Origin of the sequence: Rhodococcus sp. O3 (assembly GCF_048897285.1) — a bacterium.
Lineage (GTDB): Bacteria > Actinomycetota > Actinomycetes > Mycobacteriales > Mycobacteriaceae > Rhodococcus.
In genome coordinates, this window is record NZ_JBMBTE010000008.1 from 1 (window position 1) to 16,393 (window position 16,393).

Genomic DNA, 16,393 nt, shown 5'->3' on the forward strand with positions numbered 1-16,393 from the left:
TTTCGCTATCCCTCTCGGAGTTCTGATCTGTCGCGCCCCGTCGGCACGACAACCGTGCGGAGCCTATAGCGCGCCGGATGCCGCCCGCAGGATCGGTTGTCGCCCGCCGGTTATCGCTGTGCACAGCGCGACGGCGGAACCTTCACGGCCACCTCGACGAACCGCAGGATGTCCGGTCCGAGGCGCCACCCGGGTCGCACCGTCGCGTCGATCGTGTTCTCGTCGGCCGGCGATGACGCCGGGACGAGTGAGACCGCGCGATGCTGCGTCGGATCGAAGGCAATGCCGGGTGGCGCATCGAGGCGTTCGACGCCGAGCGTGGCCAGACGCTCGATCACGACGCCACGTTCCCGATCGTCGGCGGCCACATCCGCCGCCGCGATGAGATCGTCGATGTTCTCGCCGGTCACCATGGTGTGCCCCTTTGCACTCGGGTCGGATCGGCTCAGGCCGGATCGACGATGCCGTCAGCGGACGTGTAGCTCTCGTCGGCCACGCCGTCACCGTCGGTGTCGACGGAGACCGTCGCGTTGTACTCCTCGTCGAACGTGATGACGGTGTCGATCTGCCCGTCGCCGTCGGCGTCGCTCTCCACCTGGTACGTCCGGAAATCGGCGCTCTCGTAGCGGACCGTGTCGAACGACCCGTCGAGATCGGTGTCCGCGTAGACCACCCGGTTTCCGTCGGCGAGCTCGACCTCGACCGATTCCACCACTCCGTCACCGTTCAGGTCGTTCGCGGTCTGCACGACACCGTCCGGGGTGACGGTGGTCGACGACAGCTCGCCGTCCCGCGGTGCGTCGACCGTGCCGTAGCCGGTGTGGATCCGATCCTGCGCGTTGGGTGAGTCCGGTGACGGCACCGGAACGGAGCCCGGTTGCGGCGCAGCAGGTTCGGAGGCCGGAAGGGACTCGGGCGCGCGCAGCTGGTCGGTCAGTGATACAAGCGGCGACGCGGGCGGTTCGGATTCCGTTGCGGCCGTTCCGGGTTGCGTCCGCAGTCCCTCGGCCGGAGAACTCGGCGAGTCCGGCGAGGGCTGCTCGGATTCGTCCGGGACGGAAGAGCTTCCGGCGCCGGATGCGGTGTCGAGTGCGGACAGGTCCACGCCGAACGGATCGGTTGAAGCGGCCACGGGGAACTCCTCGGGTTCGGATGGATCGGGGTGTCAGACCAGGTCGGCGTGGTCCCCGCCCGAGGACGCACCGGAATCGAACGCGCTGGTGTCGACGTAGTCGTCGGCGATGCCGTCACCGTCGAAGTCGACCGCACCGGTGTGCAGGTCCACCATCGCGTCGACCGAACCGTCTGCGTCCAGATCGAAGACGGCTTCGTCGAAGGTACCGTCACCGTCGATGTCGACGGCGTTGGCGTCGACGAGGCCGTCGCCGTCGGTGTCCATCCCGATCACATCGACGGTGCCGTCGGCGTCGAGGTCGACGAGTCCGGTGTCGGCGATGCCGTCACCATCGGTGTCGTACTCCTGGACGAGGACGCCGTTGGGATCGGTGAACTCGTCGAGCAGGACGGGCCCGGACGGGGTGCCCTGGGCGCTCCGGCCGGCGTCGAGGCTGTCGGTCGAGGTGGAGCCCGTGCTGACCGCGTTGCTGTTCGAGGCGGAGGCCGACGACGCGCTGTCGGAGGAATCGGAGGCGGACGAGTTGCTGCCGTAGGACGAATCCGAGCCGGAGGCCGCCGAGGAGCCGTAGGACGAGTCCGAGCTGGACGAGCCGGACGAGTCGTAACGCTCGTACCGTTCGTAGGACTCGTAGCTGGTCGAGCCTTCCTGAGCGGCCGAGGACGAGCCGTAGGAGGCGTCGCTGTCGAAGGACGAGTTGTTGCCGTAGGAGGAGTCCGAGCGGTCGCTCGCCGTGGACTGCGAGTCCTGGCGGTTCGCGTTGCTCGAGCCGGTGATGTCGGAGAAGGATCCGCGGTTCGCCATGTCGGTGTTGCCTTTCGCTCGTCGGGTGTTGCAGATATGAGCGCTCGGACAGCGGGAAGGTTCCGGGAAAGCGCCGACTTTTTCGCCGCGACCGCGTCCGAGTGGGGAAACCGCAGCTGACACCGGGTCGGCACAGTCATGAATGTGACGCGGATCACTTCAATGACCTTGTCGGTCGGACTGTTTCGCAACGGTCCGGAACATTCCGGGTATCCCGCGCATCGAACCCGAGACGTGAATGCGACCGCGTTCATCCGTACGACTGCACCAGGGGTGTCCGTGCGGACCCTGCACATCCGGGGTCCCGTGTGGCATCGGGAAAGGGGGGAGCGATGACCGGCAAACAGGATCCGTCGCTGTGGGAGATGCTCGGTCTGGATCGCAACGACACGATCCCGGTACTGCTGGAGGAGTTGTGGGAGCGCATCCTCGAGATCGCCACGGATCCGGACACTCCGGAAATCGGCATCGACCTGATTCCCGACGACGACATCGACATCGGCAACATCGATGACGACGACCTCGACTCCGGCTCGATTCTGCTCGGGGACGACACCGACACGGACCCGCTCGGTTCGCACGGCGACTACAGCTGGACCGGCGTCGAAGGCCTCGAACACGACGGCCTCGATCCGGGCGCTCACGACGCGACGCTCGATCCCGGGACGGGTAGCGACGACCTGGCCTTCTGACGTGGCACTGCTCGGGACCCACCGGCCGGCCGTCTGCGACCCGTCCGGGGACTCGGTAGCGTCGTGTCATGAATTTCGAGGAGGGTTCGCCGCCCGGACCTGCACGCGTCACCCGTTCGACACTCGCCGCTGCACTTGCGACGGCCGTCTCGCTGGCCCTCCTCGCCCTCGTCGCCGTCCCGCTCAGGGACTCCGTCTATCGTGCGGTCGCCGGCACGATCGAGCCCTCACCCCTCGCGCCGTTCGCCGCCGTCGTCGCGGAGAAGGGACCGCTCGTCCTGGTCGCGACCTTCGTGGTCCTGGCCGCCTGGACGTGGCAGCGTGATCGCCGGGCCTTCGGGACACTCGTCGCCGGCGGAGCCGGGGCGGTCGTCGCGTACCTGACCAGTGAGGCCGTGAAACTGGTCATCACCGAACCCCGTCCTTGCCGGGCGGCGGACGTGACCACGGTCCTCGAGTGTCCTGCGATCGGGGACTGGTCGTGGCCGTCGAACCATTCGGTGATCGCCGCGTCCCTCGCAACCGCCTGCATTCTCGCGGTACCCCGCATCTTCTGGTTCGCGGCGCCGGTCGCTGTACTCCTCGGTTTTTCACGGGTCATGGTGGGCGTGCACTACGCGCACGACGTGCTGTCCGGCTTCGCTCTCGGGGTTCTGGTCGTGACGACGGCGGTCGTCGTGTTGCAGCCAGTCGTCGATCGGGTGTTCACCGTGCCGCGGGAACCCCAGCGGGTCGGCTGACGCTTCGGGCGCCGGAAGTGCTACGCCGCGCGCGAATTCCGGTGTCCGGTTAGCATGAGCGCTCGTCGTAGGTCGGGGGGACTGATGGTGCGTGCGCTGATCGTCGGATTGTCGTCGGCTCTGGTGGCCGGGGTGCTGGTCGGTGTCGTGTCCCGAATCCTGATGCGTGCGGCCACCGTTGCGGTCGGGGGAGAGCCGCACTTCTCGTGGGACGGGTCGTTGTTCATCGTGCTGCTCTACGCGGCCGCAATGGTTCCCGGCGGCCTGCTGGCGGCAACCCGGCATCGCTATCGGTGGCTGTCTGCGGCCGGGGTGCTTTTCCTGTTCGTGCCCGCGACCGGCATTGCGAGCGAGGAACTCACGAATCTCGACCGGTTGAGCACGCTGCGCCTGTGTCTCGTGGGGGTGCTGGGCTTGTCGATCTATGCGAGCCTGGTGGTGCTGCCGTTCGTCACGGTCCTGGTGTTGCGGCGCCTCGAGCGAATCTTCGGGTCGCCCCGGCGTTTTCCCGACCCCGCGCCGGTCGGGATGCAAAGATGACGTCGCCAAACCGAAACGGTCGCGAGGAGCCACGGATGGAGCCCATCGTCGAGACAACGCTGGGGCGGGTGCGTGGGACGACCAGCAGCGGAATTTCCGTGTTCAAGGGGATCCCGTACGCGGCCCCGCCGTTCGGCGATCTGCGGTTCGCGGCGCCCGCACCCGCACGGCCCTGGGACGGGGTGCGGGACGCGTTCGAGTTCGGTCCGACCGCGCCGAAACCGCCCTACCACCCGCCGCTGGACCGGCTGCTGCCGGACCCGTCGATTCCGGGCGAGGACATCCTCAGCCTCAACATCTGGACTCCCGACCTCGAGATGTCGTTGCCGGTGCTCGTGTGGATCCACGGCGGTGCCTTCGTCCACGGCAGCAGCGCGGTGCCGGTCTACGACGGCGGCTCGTTCGCGCGCGACGGTGTGGTGTTCGTGTCGATCAACTACCGGCTCGGCGTGGAAGGCTTCGCCTACCTCGAGGGCGCTCCCGCCAACCGGGGGCTGCTCGATCAGGTCGCGGCGCTGCGCTGGGTGCGCGAGAACATCGCCTCCTTCGGCGGCAACCCGGACCTGGTGACCGTCGCCGGGGAGTCGGCGGGGGCGATGAGCGCGGTGTCGCTGGTGGCGATGCCGGACGCCGAGGGCCTGTTCCGGCGTGTCATCGCGCAGAGCGGCGCCGGGCACTCCGCGATGTCTCTTGCCACGGCCAAGCGGATCTCCACCGCGCTCGCGGAGGACCTGGGGGTCGAACCGACCCGCGAGGGCTTCGCGAGCATCGACCCCACCGACCTGGTGGTGGCGCAGGACGCGCTGTCCCGCCGGATCCTCGCCCAGCCGGACCCGCAGCAGTGGGGTGAGGTGGCCGCCGACTCGATGGCGTTCGAACCGTGTGTGGACGGGACGGTGCTGCCGGGACGGCCGATCGACCGGATCGTGGCCGGCGCGTCGTCCGACATCGATGTCCTGATCGGAACGAACGCCGACGAGTACAGCCTGTTCCTCGTGCCGGGCGGTGTCGATCAGGGCATCGACGAGAACGTGCTGCGGATGATGATCGGAGCGTACGGACTCGACGTGGAGGCCGCCCTCGCCGCCTACCGGGAGTCGCGGCCGGATGCGACGCCGGGGCAATTGATGACCGCGGTCCTCGGTGACTGGATGTTCCTGATCCCGGCGCTGCGTGTCGCGGAGGCACGCGCGGTGCAGCTCCTGTCGACCTATGTGTACCGGTTCGAGTGGCCGTCGAGCCTGTTCGAGGGCCGGTTGGGTGCGACCCATGCGCTCGAGCTCGGTTTCACGTTCGACAACCTCGGGGTCGAGGGAGCCGAGCGGCTCGCCGGACCGCATCCGCCGCAGGTGCTGGCCGACGACATGCACCGGGCGTGGGTGTCGTTCGTGAGCACGGGTGGGCCGGGCTGGAGTCCGTACGGCGAGTCCCGCACGGTGATGTGCTTCGGCGCGGAGTCCGGGCAGCTGGAGGATCCGGGTGCCGACGTTCGCGTGCTCTGGGAGGGAATCCGGTAGTCCTACCCGGAAGCCGAGCCCACAAACTTAGGTGTGACTCACTTCACGGGTCATCAGGTTCCGTCGTCGGGAGGGCACCTGTTACCGTATCGATACCGCTGACCGCAGCTGAATCAATCGCTGCGGTCAGTTGTTATTTGAGGGGTATTTTTCGTCAGATCCCGGTTGTCGCACGCGGATACGCGGCCTCGACGTCGGTCAGCACGTTGATCAGATACGGCACGTCCGCCGCGAAACCCCGATCCAGCGCCGGCCCGATCCGCCGCGGGTCACGAACCGGTTCACCGGCCGCACCGAGCGCCGTCGCCACCTCGTCGTACCGGGTGTCCGGCGCCAGATCCGCGGCCACGTCGTAGCCGTACAGCAACCGCATGGGTCCCTTCTCCAGCCCCCACGCCGAGTTGTTGCCGACGACGATCACCACCGGCAGCCTGTGCCGGACGAGTGTGTCGACGTCCATCAGCGACAGGCCGGCGGCACCGTCGCCGAGCAACAGGACCACCTGGCTCGACGGGCGCGCGATGCGCGCGGCGATCGCCGCACCCAGGCCGGCGCCGAGACACCCGTACGGGCCCGGATCGAGCCACTGGCCGGGCCGCTTCGGTTCGACGAATTTGCCTGCGAACGAGACGAAGTCGCCGCCGTCGCCGATGACGACCGCGTCCTCGGCCAGTCGCGGCAGCAGCTCCCCGTAGATACGGGCCGGGTGGATCGGGTCGGAATCGGCGCCGAGCAACACCGCGTCCCGGGCCGTCGCCGCGTCGACCTCGCTGCGCAGCCGGCTCACCCAGTCGCCGGTGTCGGGCCGGGCGGGCAATGCGGCGAGGATTCCGTCCAGGCACGCGGTGAGGTCGCCGGACGCCGAGCCCGCGAGGCTCGCGTGCGCCGACACCTGACCCGGGCTGTCGGCGATGTGCACGACCTGCGCGTCGGGTGCCCCGTCCCGACCCCCGAACCGGCCGTAACCGAGCCGGAAATCCAGCGGCGTTCCGACGACGATCGCCAGGTCACAGGTGCCGACGGCGGTCCCGCGCGCTTTCGTCACCAGCAGCGGGTGCCCACCGGGGATCGTGCCGCGACCCATGCCGTTGGTGATGGCGGGGACCTGGAGTTCCTCGACGAACCGCAGCGCGGCCGCCTCGGCTCCGTCCGACCACACGTCGGTGCCGAACACTACGAGCGGTCGCGACGCGGCGGCCAGCAGGACGGCGATCTCGGCCAGCGAATCGGGGTCGGGGTCGATCCGAACATGTTGGGGCGGTGCTATTTTCGCCGAAGTTCGGCCGAACAGTTCGTCCATGGGGACGTCGACGAACGCCGGTCCGCGATGCGACGAACCGGCCGCGGTGAACGCAGCGTCCACGGTCGGGACGATCCGGTCGACGGTGCGCGCGGTCTCGGACAGCTTCGTGACGGTGTGCAGCAGCGGCGGCTGGTCGAGTTCCTGCAGGCTGCCCGTACCCCAGCGGCCGTTGGGTGCGCGTCCGCCGAGCACCACCAGTGGCGATCCGGAGAAGTGCGCCTGGGTGACGGCGCTGATCCCGTTCGTGACTCCCGGGCCCGCGGTGAGGACCGCGAGCCCGGGGTGGCGTTCGAGTTTTCCGGTGGCCTCCGCGGCGAACACCGCGGTCTGCTCGTGCCGGACATCGATCAGCCGCATCGGCGACTCGCCTTTGACGACGGCGTCGTACAGCGGGAAGACGTGTGCGCCGGACAGGGTGAACATCGTCCGGACACCGTGGGCGTGGGCCACCGCCGCGGCGAGATCGCCGCCGTGTCCCTCGATTCCGTCGTGTCCCTCGATTTCACCGCGTCCCTCGGTTTCCGGGGCCATGCCGGAAGGCTACGGGCGCATCCGGCGCGATGCGGCCGATTTCGGGGGAACGCCGATGTCGGGGGGACACAGCGCCCTGCCCGTTCGGGTCACCACCCGGGGAGGGCCGGCAACACACTCGGGGGAGTGTTGCTCGTGTCGGAGTCGGCTCTTTCCGTCTGGATGCTGCGACCCCACGCCTGGCACCGCTGCCGGGTGCCGGCCGGGTCGGCGGCGAAGTCGACGGTCCATCCGGATCCGGTGAACAGATCGGTCGCGGGCGACTGCCATTGCCGTTGGCTCGACGTCTGTTTCGAATCGGCCGCCGCGTCGGCCGCTGCCGGCTCGATGGCATCCGCGGGCGCCATGGTTCGCGCGAACCGGACCAAGGACTCGATCTCCGTCGTCTTCGTGAAGTGGTATCGCCCGTCGGGCCACTTCTCCGCGAGTTCGGACCGCTCCGTGCACACGGCAGCCTCGAAACCGGTGTCGGTCGGTGTGATGGACAGGACATGCGCGCGGAGCGTCCCGACGGGCTGCCGGTCCCGCAGCGGTGTGATCATGCCCGCGGAGGCGGGATTCAGTGCCGCCGCGAATCCGGGATAGGAGTTCTCGATGCCCACGTAGCGGGCGACGAACCTTGCTTCCTCGGCGGCACGCACGAGTGTGCCGTGTTCGTCCTGCAGGTAGACGCCGGGCTCTGCCGACCACACGACGGTCGCGCCCTGGATCTGCTCGGGTGGCCGATACTGCTCGGCCGCCTCGGCCGGTGCCGCGTCCCCGGGTTCACCACCCGAGCAGGACACCACCATCAGGGACGCGCCCACCGCGAGCGTCGCGCAGCCCGTCATCCGGCGGAGCGACCGCCCCCGGCGCGCTGGTGCGGACTTCGACCTGTCCATTCGACCCCTCTCCACATCGCAGTCGGATCACCGCGGTTGATTACGCAGTTGGATTCCTCGGAGGGATTGGACGCATCGGCGAACCGAATGGTTCCGCGCGCCGGCCGGATTTTTTCGGCGGTCGTCCGGGACGGTGTTCTCCTCACGCGAACCGCGCCGCGCCGGCGAGGATCGCGTCGCGGATGCCGGTGGCGCGGTGCGCGGTGCCGATCCGGCTCATGAGGTGCGAGGCCGTCACCAGCCGCTGGGTGCGGCGGCGGCGCTCGCGGTCGTAGCGGCGGAGCGCGTCCGGCACCGGATGCCGGGTGAGCAGGGTCGCGAGCGTGGCTCCGTCGACCATCGCTTCGCACGCACCGCGACCCAGGTTCGGTGCCATGGCGTGGGCCGCGTCGCCGATCAGTGCGACGGTGCCGGACACGTAGGACGGCAGCCTCGGCGACTCGTACAGGTCGTGATGGAGCACCGTGCCCGGCTCGACGCGGTCGAGCACGTCGCGCACCGCGGGATGCCAGTGCCGGTAGCGCTCGCGCAGGTCGTCGAGGCCGCCCGTGGATCCGGCAGGGGCGCGGACGGCGGCGAACCAGTTGGTGAGGTCGCCGTCGCGTGGGGTGATGCCGAAGAGCGCGCCCGGCCCCCAGCTTTCGCTCGTGTCGTCGGTGGTGCCGGCTACCCAGCCGCGCCACGCGGTCAGCCCGGTGTACACGGGCCGGTACGCGGGCCCGAACAGAAGGTCGCGGGTGGGACTGCCGATGCCGTCCGCCGCGATCACGACGTCGTAGCCGGCGAGGTCGCCGGGTGCAGGCGCCGGCCGGCCGAAACGGATCGTCCCGGAGGGGACGCCGCCCGCGAGGAGACCGAGGAGGACCGGGCGCGAGAGCAGCACCGCGGACCGGCGGATCCCCTCGAGCCGTGCGATGACCCGCCCGTCCCACCTGCGGAACGTCCCCGACGCCTGCAGCACACCCTGCGACTCCGCGGCACCGCCGAGGCCCGCGGTCTCCAGAGCGTCGAGGGCCTCGGGCCACAGCCCCAGCGCGGTGCCGGATTCCGGCAGCGCGTCGGAGCGTTCGAACACGTCGACGCGCCAGCCGTGGCGCAGGAGTGTGTTCGCGGCGGTGAGACCGCCGATGCCGCCGCCCAGAACTGCTGCTTTCCCGCTTCTCGGAGTGGTCATGGACCGAACGTACTACATCTGTAGTGTTCAGTCACTACTGTTGTAGTGTCGCGGTGTAGTGTCACGCTGTGTCCGACAAACGCAGCACCGTCCTCGACGCGGCGATCGACCTGCTCGGCAGGGAAGGAATGCGCGGCCTGACCCACCGGGGTGTGGACGCGACCGCGGGTGTCCCGGCCGGCTCGACGTCCAACTACTTCCGCACCCGGCGCGCCCTGCTCGAAGGTGTGCTCGACCGGCTCGTCGACCGCGACCGTGCCGACGCGGCCGCGCTGGTCGGGCCGGCACCGCGGACCACCGACGAACTCGTGGAGCTGCTGGTCGGCTACGTGCTCACCGCGACCGGACCCGACGTGGTGCGCACCCGGGCCCGCTACGCGCTGTTCGTCGAGGCGGCCGCGGTCGCGGAGTTGCGCGCGGCGGTGCAGCTGCGGCGCGACGAACTGCGGGCCTGGGGAACGGGCATGCTCACGGCGCTGGGGGTCGGGACCGACGACGCCGAAACCTGTGCGCGGGTGCTCATGGACTATCTCGACGGGGTGATCCTGCATCGGCTCACGTCGGACGACGACTCCGACCCGCGCGAGGGCATCCGCCGGGTACTCGGGTCGCTGTTGTGAGCGGCGGTTGTGCTCCGTTTCGCCGTGTCACCGCCGCGCTACGGCCGTGTTAACGAAACATCACCGCAGCTCAGGGGATAGGTAGGGCAGCCTTCCTTGCATTACACCCGCATTGTTGACATATCGTCTGTCCGAGACGGTGGACGCACAACGTCCCCACCGGCCGGAAGTTCCAGGGCCCGAGCTGCCGAAAAAAAGGCACCCGCATCGTCGCGGAAGGGCGGATACTGACGGTTATCGGTGCCGATCCACCTCGTGTCGGTACTTGCTCAGAGCAAGTAGATGGCCATCAGCGCTGCTGGTCGTCGGTGCTATCACATGCAACGAAGGCTAGGTATGAAGCATCTTCCCGGGCCTCAAGGGCTCTACCACCCGGCGAACGAGCACGACTCCTGCGGCGTCGCTTTCGTCGTCGACATGCACGGCCGCAAGAGCCGCGACATCGTCTCCAAGGCGATCACCGCGCTCGTGAACCTGGAGCACCGCGGCGCGGCGGGTGCCGAGACGAATACCGGCGACGGTGCCGGCATTCTCATCCAGGTTCCGGACCGGTACTTCCGTGAAGTCGTCGACTTCGAGCTGCCCGAAGCCGGTGCGTACGCGACCGGTATCGCGTTCCTGCCTCAGGACGCTGCCGCGGCCGACGCCGCGCAGGCGGCCGTCGACAAGATCGTCGCGGAGGAGGGCCTCGAGGTCCTCGGCTGGCGCGAGGTTCCCGTCGACGACTCCGACCTGGGGTCGATGGCCAAGTCCGCCATGCCGACGTTCCGGCAGATCTTCATCGCTTCCGGCGCCCGCACCCTGACCGGGCTCGAGCTCGAGCGCCGCGCCTACGTCGTGCGCAAGCGCACCGAGCACGAACTCGGCAACGAGGGTCCCGGCGAGGACGGTCCCGGCAGCGAGACCGTGTACTTCCCGAGCCTGTCGCCGTCGACGTTCGTCTACAAGGGCATGCTCACCACCCCGCAGCTCGAGGGCTTCTACCTCGACCTGCAGGACGAGCGCGTCGAGTCGGCCCTGGGCCTGGTGCACTCGCGCTTCTCCACCAACACGTTCCCGTCGTGGCCCCTGGCGCATCCGTTCCGCCGCGTCGCGCACAACGGTGAGATCAACACCGTCACGGGTAACGCGAACTGGATGCGTGCCCGCGAGGCGCTCATCGAGTCCGAGATCTTCGGCGGCCGGGACAAGCTCGACAAGATCTTCCCGATCTGCACCGAGGGCGCGTCCGACACCGCGCGTTTCGACGAGGTGCTCGAGATGCTGCACCTCGGCGGCCGCAGCCTTCCGCACGCCGTGCTCATGATGATCCCCGAGGCGTGGGAACGTCACGAGAGCATGGATCCGAAGCGCAAGGCGTTCTACGAGTACCACTCGGCGCTCATGGAGCCGTGGGACGGCCCGGCGTCGGTGTGCTTCACCGACGGCACCGTCGTCGGCGCCGTGCTCGACCGCAACGGCCTGCGTCCGTCCCGCGTGTGGGTCACCGACGACGGCCTCGTCGTCATGGCCTCCGAGGTCGGCGTGCTCGACATCGCCCCGGAGAAGGTCGTGCGCAAGATGCGCATGCAGCCGGGCCGCATGTTCCTCGTCGACACCGCGCAGGGCCGCATCATCGACGACAACGAGATCAAGAACGAGCTCGCGTCCGAGCACCCCTACCAGGAGTGGATCGACCAGGGCATCGCCCGGCTCGAGGATCTGCCGCCGAGCAAGTACACCTACATGTCGCACGAGCGTGTCGTGCTGCGTCAGCAGGTCTTCGGCTACACCAACGAAGAGGTCAACCTCCTCGTCAAGCCGATGGCCGCCACCGGTGGCGAAGCCCTCGGCTCGATGGGCACCGACACCCCGATCGCGGTGCTGTCGTCGCGTCCGCGGATGCTGTTCGACTTCTTCCAGCAGCTGTTCGCCCAGGTGACCAACCCGCCGCTCGACGCCATCCGCGAGGAGATCGTCACGAGCCTCGGCGGCATGCTCGGTCCCGAGGGCGACCTGCTGAACCCGACCGCCGACTCGTGCCGTCAGATCCTGGTGTCCGCACCCGTGATCGACAACGACGACCTGCAGAAGCTCATCCACGTCAACGACGACGGGCAGTTCCCGGGCTTCAACAGCGTCATCATCCGCGGCCTCTACAAGGTCGCCGACGGTGGCGAGGGCCTGAAGGCCGCGCTCGACTCGATCCGCAGCCAGGTGTCGGAGGCGATCGCGGGCGGCGCCCGCCTGATCGTGCTCTCGGACCGCGAGTCCGACGAGACGATGGCCCCGATCCCGTCGCTGCTGCTCACCTCCGCGGTGCACCACCACCTCGTCCGCGAGAAGACCCGCACCCAGGCGGGCCTGCTCGTCGAGGCCGGCGACGCCCGCGAGGTGCACCACATCGCCGCGCTGTGCGGTTTCGGTGCCGCCGTGGTCAACCCGTACATGGCGTTCGAGACGATCGACGAGCTGCTGCAGAACGGTGACCTGCCCGAGGGCATGACCCTCGAGAAGGCGATCCAGAACTACATCAAGGCCGCCTCGAAGGGTGTGCTGAAGGTGATGTCCAAGATGGGCATCTCCACGCTCGCGTCCTACACCGGTGCGCAGCTGTTCCAGGTGATCGGCCTGTCCCAGGAGCTCGTCGACGAGTACTTCACCGGCCTGCAGTCGCAGCTCGGTGGTGTCGGCCTCGACGAGATCGCGCACGACGTCGCGGTCCGGCACGCCGCCGCGTTCCTGGATCGCCCGTCCGAGCATGCGCATCGCGAGCTCGAGGTCGGTGGCGAGTACCAGTGGCGCCGCGAGGGCGAGTACCACCTGTTCAACCCGGACACGGTATTCAAGCTCCAGCACGCCACCCGCACCGGCCAGTACTCGATCTTCAAGGAGTACACCCGCCTCGTCGACGACCAGTCGAAGCAGCTCGCGTCGCTGCGCGGCCTGTTCGAGTTCCGCAAGGGCCTGCGCCCGGCGGTGCCGATCGAGGAGGTCGAACCGGCCAGCGAGATCGTCAAGCGGTTCTCGACCGGCGCGATGAGCTACGGCTCCATCTCCGCCGAGGCCCACGAGACCCTCGCGATCGCCATGAACCGTCTCGGCGCCCGCTCCAACTCCGGTGAGGGCGGCGAGGATCCGGCGCGCTTCACGCCGGACGAGAACGGCGACTGGCGGCGCTCGGCGATCAAGCAGGTCGCGTCGGGTCGCTTCGGTGTCACCGCGCACTACCTGACCAACTGCACCGACATCCAGATCAAGATGGCGCAGGGTGCCAAGCCCGGTGAGGGCGGCCAGCTTCCGCCGCACAAGGTGTACCCGTGGGTTGCCGAGGTGCGTGGTTCGACGCCGGGCGTCGGCCTGATCTCGCCGCCGCCGCACCACGACATCTACTCGATCGAGGATCTCGCGCAGCTCATCCACGATCTGAAGAACGCCAACCCGCAGGCCCGGATCCACGTGAAGCTGGTGTCCGAGCTCGGTGTCGGCACCGTCGCGGCGGGTGTCTCCAAGGCGCACGCCGACGTGGTGCTCATCTCCGGTCACGACGGCGGCACCGGTGCCTCCCCGCTGACCTCGCTCAAGCACGCGGGTGCCCCGTGGGAGATCGGCCTGGCCGAGACCCAGCAGACGCTGATGCTCAACGGTCTGCGCGACCGCATCGTCGTGCAGGTCGACGGCCAGATGAAGACCGGCCGTGACGTGATGATCGCGGCGCTGCTCGGTGGTGAGGAGTTCGGTTTCGCGACCGCTCCGCTGGTGGTGTCCGGCTGCATCATGATGCGCGTGTGCCACCTCGACACCTGCCCCGTCGGTGTGGCGACGCAGAACCCGGTGCTGCGCAAGCGATTCACCGGCAAGCCGGAGTTCGTCGAGAACTTCATGCTCTTCATCGCCGAGGAGGTGCGTGAGCTGCTCGCCGAGCTGGGCTTCCGCACGCTCGACGAGGCCATCGGCCAGGTCGAGTTCCTCGACACCACCAAGGCCGTCGAGCACTACCGGGCGTCGAAGCTGGACCTGTCGCCGCTGCTGACCAAGGTCACGTCGCCGATCTTCCCGGAGCAGGACCTGCACTGCACCAAGGAACAGGATCACGCTCTGGACAAGGCGCTCGACAACGAGCTGATCGCCAAGGCGCAGCCCGCGCTCGAGAGCGGCGAGAAGGTCGTCATCGAGACGCAGGTGACCAACGTCAACCGCACCGTCGGCACCATGCTCGGCCACGAGGTCACCAAGGTGTACGGCGGAGAAGGCCTGCCGGACAACACGATCGACATCACCCTCACCGGCTCGGCCGGTAACAGCTTCGGTGCGTTCGTGCCCAAGGGCGTCACGCTCCGCCTGTTCGGTGATGCCAACGACTTCGTCGGCAAGGGCCTGTCGGGTGGCCGCATCATCGTGCGCCCGCCGCACAGCGCCGCACCGGGATTCGTCGCCGAGGACAACATCGTCGCCGGCAACGTCATCCTGTTCGGTGCCACCGGTGGCGAGGTGCTCATCCGAGGTATCGCGGGCGAGCGGTTCGCGGTCCGCAACTCGGGTGCCACGGCCGTCGTCGAAGGCGTCGGCGACCACGGCTGCGAGTACATGACCGGCGGTAAGGTCGTCATCCTCGGCAAGACGGGCCGCAACTTCGGTGCGGGTATGTCCGGCGGTGTCGCGTTCGTGTACAACCCCGATCGCGACTTCGAGGACAACCTCAATACAGAACTGGTCGATCTCGAGGACCTCGAGGGCGAGGACTTCGCCTGGCTCAAGGGTGTCATCGAGCGCCATCGTGACGAGACGGGCTCCGAGGTCGCAGCCCGCATCCTGGCCGACTGGTCGCAGCAGGTCAGCCATTTCGCGAAGGCCATGCCTCGCGATTACAAGAAGGTACTCATGGCAATCAAGGACGCCACCATTCGTGGTGCGAACGTTGACGAGGCGATCATGGAGGCGGCTCGTGGGTGATCCAAGCGGCTTCCTCAAGCACGGTTCGCGTGAAACGCCGGTTCGCCGGCCGGTTCCGCTGCGGCTTCTCGACTGGAAGGAGGTGTACGAGCCCTTCTCTCGTGACACCCTCCAGGTCCAGGCGAGCCGCTGCATGGACTGCGGTATTCCCTTCTGCCACAACGGTTGTCCCCTCGGGAACCTGATTCCCGAGTGGAACGACCTGGTGTACAAGGGCAAGTGGAACGACGGCATCGAGCGTCTGCACGCCACCAACAACTTCCCGGAATTCACCGGGCGGCTGTGCCCGGCCCCCTGCGAGGCGTCGTGCGTCCTGGGCATCAACCAGGATCCGGTGACCATCAAGCAGGTCGAGGTCGAGCTGATCGAGAAGGCGTTCGAGGACAATCGCGTCGTCCCCGTTCCGCCGTCGAAGCTGACCGGCAAGAAGGTCGCGGTCGTCGGTTCCGGCCCCGCGGGTCTGGCTGCGGCGCAGCAGCTCACCCGCGCCGGCCACACCGTGACGGTGTTCGAGCGCGAGGACCGCATCGGCGGCCTCCTCCGCTACGGCATCCCGGAATTCAAGATGGAGAAGCACTTCATCGACCGCCGTCTGGCACAGATGGAGGCCGAGGGCACCATCTTCAAGCCGGGCGTGAACGTGGGCGTGGACATCAGCGCCGACGAACTGCGCGAGCAGTTCGACGCCGTGGTCCTCGCCGGTGGCTCCACCGTCGCGCGCGACCTGCCGATCCCGGGTCGCGAACTCGACGGCATCCATCAGGCGATGGAGTTCCTGCCGCAGGCGAACCGGGTGCAGCTCGGCGACCCGATCACCGACGAGAACGGCCTGCCGCCCATCAACGCGAAGGGCAAGAAGGTCGTCATCATCGGCGGTGGCGACACCGGCGCCGACTGCCTGGGCACCTCGCACCGCCAGGGCGCGGTCAGCGTGCACCAGTTCGAGATCATGCCGCGTCCGCCGGAGCAGCGCGCCGAATCGACGCCGTGGCCGACCTACCCGCTGATGTACCGGGTGTCGTCCGCGCACGAAGAGGGCGGCGAGCGCGTGTTCTCCGTCAACACCGAGCAATTCGTCGGTGTCGACGGCAAGGTCACTGCCCTCGAGGCGCACGAGGTGAAGATGGTCGCCGGGCGCTTCGAGAAGGTCGACGGCACGGATTTCGAGCTCGAGGCCGACCTGGTTCTTCTCGCGATGGGCTTCGTCGGCCCGGAGAAGCCGGGCCTGCTCACCGATCTCGGGGTGGACTTCAACGAGCGCGGCAACGTCGCCCGCTCGACCGAGTGGTCCACCAACGTCGACGGCGTGTTCGTCGCCGGCGACATGGGCCGCGGTCAGTCCCTGATCGTCTGGGCCATCGCAGAGGGCCGCTCCTGCGCGGCGGCGGTCGATCGGTACCTCGAGGGAGCAACGGCGCTTCCCGCACCGATCACCACCAGCACGATGCCGCAGCGCTGAGGTAGCAACTCGCCGATCAGGGCGCGTACCCGGGAATCCCGGGGACGCGCCCTGATCGTTTTGCA

Annotated in this window: 13 protein-coding genes; 7 read left to right on the plus strand and 6 right to left on the minus strand. The window is 68.5% G+C overall.

All coding sequences use genetic code 11. From position 1 onward, the window contains the following. Positions 1 to 110 precede the first annotated feature (110 nt). The 3 genes from ACN675_RS04405 to ACN675_RS04415 are packed head-to-tail and all read right to left on the minus strand — an operon-like array spanning position 111 to position 1,939. Entirely contained in the window at positions 111 to 413 is a 303-nt protein-coding gene (locus ACN675_RS04405) for a nucleotide exchange factor GrpE (RefSeq protein WP_420749698.1), read from the minus strand. A 32-nt stretch (positions 414 to 445) separates the two neighbouring features. Next, positions 446 to 1,132 (minus strand): hypothetical protein, encoded by a 687-nt coding sequence (locus ACN675_RS04410; RefSeq protein WP_420749699.1) that lies wholly within the window; start codon positions 1,130 to 1,132, stop codon positions 446 to 448. Between the two features lie 33 nt (positions 1,133 to 1,165). Beyond that, positions 1,166 to 1,939, minus strand: a complete 774-nt coding sequence (locus ACN675_RS04415; RefSeq protein ID WP_420749700.1) for a hypothetical protein — start codon at positions 1,937 to 1,939, stop codon at positions 1,166 to 1,168. 332 nt (positions 1,940 to 2,271) lie between these two features. On the opposite strand from ACN675_RS04415, the gene ACN675_RS04420 reads away from it, so the two are divergent. The 4 genes from ACN675_RS04420 to ACN675_RS04435 all read left to right on the plus strand — a co-directional run bounded on the left by ACN675_RS04420 (position 2,272) and on the right by ACN675_RS04435 (position 5,428). After that, positions 2,272 to 2,631, plus strand: coding sequence for a hypothetical protein (locus ACN675_RS04420; RefSeq protein ID WP_420749701.1), 360 nt, complete (start codon positions 2,272 to 2,274; stop codon positions 2,629 to 2,631). 68 nt (positions 2,632 to 2,699) lie between these two features. After that, positions 2,700 to 3,371, plus strand: coding sequence for a phosphatase PAP2 family protein (locus tag ACN675_RS04425; protein ID WP_420749702.1), 672 nt, complete (start codon positions 2,700 to 2,702; stop codon positions 3,369 to 3,371). Positions 3,372 to 3,425: 54 nt separating this feature from the next. Beyond that, a complete protein-coding gene (locus ACN675_RS04430) occupies positions 3,426 to 3,911 on the plus strand; it encodes a hypothetical protein (RefSeq protein ID WP_420749703.1) in 486 nt (161 codons plus the stop codon). Positions 3,912 to 3,946: 35 nt separating this feature from the next. Continuing rightward, positions 3,947 to 5,428, plus strand: coding sequence for a carboxylesterase/lipase family protein (locus ACN675_RS04435; protein ID WP_420749704.1), 1,482 nt, complete (start codon positions 3,947 to 3,949; stop codon positions 5,426 to 5,428). 154 nt (positions 5,429 to 5,582) lie between these two features. Here ACN675_RS04435 and ACN675_RS04440 read toward each other — a convergent pair whose 3' ends face one another. The 3 genes from ACN675_RS04440 to ACN675_RS04450 form a co-directional block, all read right to left on the minus strand. Beyond that, the gene (locus tag ACN675_RS04440) at positions 5,583 to 7,262 is read right to left on the minus strand and encodes an acetolactate synthase (protein WP_420749705.1); all 1,680 of its coding nucleotides are present in this window, start codon (positions 7,260 to 7,262) and stop codon (positions 5,583 to 5,585) included. A gap of 89 nt (positions 7,263 to 7,351) precedes the next feature. Beyond that, positions 7,352 to 8,092 carry a hypothetical protein gene (locus ACN675_RS04445; protein WP_420749706.1) on the minus strand — a complete coding sequence of 247 codons (741 nt, stop codon included), beginning with the start codon at positions 8,090 to 8,092 and terminating at the stop codon, positions 7,352 to 7,354. A 193-nt stretch (positions 8,093 to 8,285) separates the two neighbouring features. After that, positions 8,286 to 9,317 carry an FAD-dependent monooxygenase gene (locus ACN675_RS04450; RefSeq protein ID WP_420749707.1) on the minus strand — a complete coding sequence of 344 codons (1,032 nt, stop codon included), beginning with the start codon at positions 9,315 to 9,317 and terminating at the stop codon, positions 8,286 to 8,288. A 68-nt stretch (positions 9,318 to 9,385) separates the two neighbouring features. Between ACN675_RS04450 and ACN675_RS04455 the strand changes: the two genes are divergently transcribed. The 3 genes from ACN675_RS04455 to ACN675_RS04465 all read left to right on the plus strand — a co-directional run bounded on the left by ACN675_RS04455 (position 9,386) and on the right by ACN675_RS04465 (position 16,328). Beyond that, on the plus strand, positions 9,386 to 9,937 hold the full coding sequence (locus ACN675_RS04455) for a TetR/AcrR family transcriptional regulator (RefSeq protein WP_420749708.1): 552 nt from the start codon (positions 9,386 to 9,388) through the stop codon (positions 9,935 to 9,937). 336 nt (positions 9,938 to 10,273) lie between these two features. Next, on the plus strand, positions 10,274 to 14,869 hold the full coding sequence (gene gltB / locus ACN675_RS04460) for a glutamate synthase large subunit (RefSeq protein ID WP_420749709.1): 4,596 nt from the start codon (positions 10,274 to 10,276) through the stop codon (positions 14,867 to 14,869). Next, entirely contained in the window at positions 14,862 to 16,328 is a 1,467-nt protein-coding gene (locus tag ACN675_RS04465) for a glutamate synthase subunit beta (protein ID WP_420749710.1), read from the plus strand. Before gltB ends, ACN675_RS04465 begins: the two co-directional genes overlap by 8 nt. Positions 16,329 to 16,393 lie beyond the last annotated feature (65 nt).

Excerpts from the sequence above, each read along its gene's own strand:
- ACN675_RS04425 (WP_420749702.1), top strand. The coding sequence starts at position 2,700 with ATGAATTTCGAGGAGGGTTCGCCGCCCGGACCTGCACGCGTCACCCGT.
- gltB (WP_420749709.1), top strand. The coding sequence starts at position 10,274 with ATGAAGCATCTTCCCGGGCCTCAAGGGCTCTACCACCCGGCGAACGAG.
- ACN675_RS04435 (WP_420749704.1), top strand. The coding sequence starts at position 3,947 with ATGGAGCCCATCGTCGAGACAACGCTGGGGCGGGTGCGTGGGACGACC.
- ACN675_RS04430 (WP_420749703.1), top strand. The coding sequence starts at position 3,426 with ATGAGCGCTCGTCGTAGGTCGGGGGGACTGATGGTGCGTGCGCTGATC.
- ACN675_RS04405 (WP_420749698.1), bottom strand. The coding sequence starts at position 413 with ATGGTGACCGGCGAGAACATCGACGATCTCATCGCGGCGGCGGATGTG.
- ACN675_RS04445 (WP_420749706.1), bottom strand. The coding sequence starts at position 8,092 with ATGACGGGCTGCGCGACGCTCGCGGTGGGCGCGTCCCTGATGGTGGTG.
- ACN675_RS04415 (WP_420749700.1), bottom strand. The coding sequence starts at position 1,939 with ATGGCGAACCGCGGATCCTTCTCCGACATCACCGGCTCGAGCAACGCG.
- ACN675_RS04440 (WP_420749705.1), bottom strand. The coding sequence starts at position 7,262 with ATGGCCCCGGAAACCGAGGGACGCGGTGAAATCGAGGGACACGACGGA.
- ACN675_RS04420 (WP_420749701.1), top strand. The coding sequence starts at position 2,272 with ATGACCGGCAAACAGGATCCGTCGCTGTGGGAGATGCTCGGTCTGGAT.
- ACN675_RS04450 (WP_420749707.1), bottom strand. The coding sequence starts at position 9,317 with ATGACCACTCCGAGAAGCGGGAAAGCAGCAGTTCTGGGCGGCGGCATC.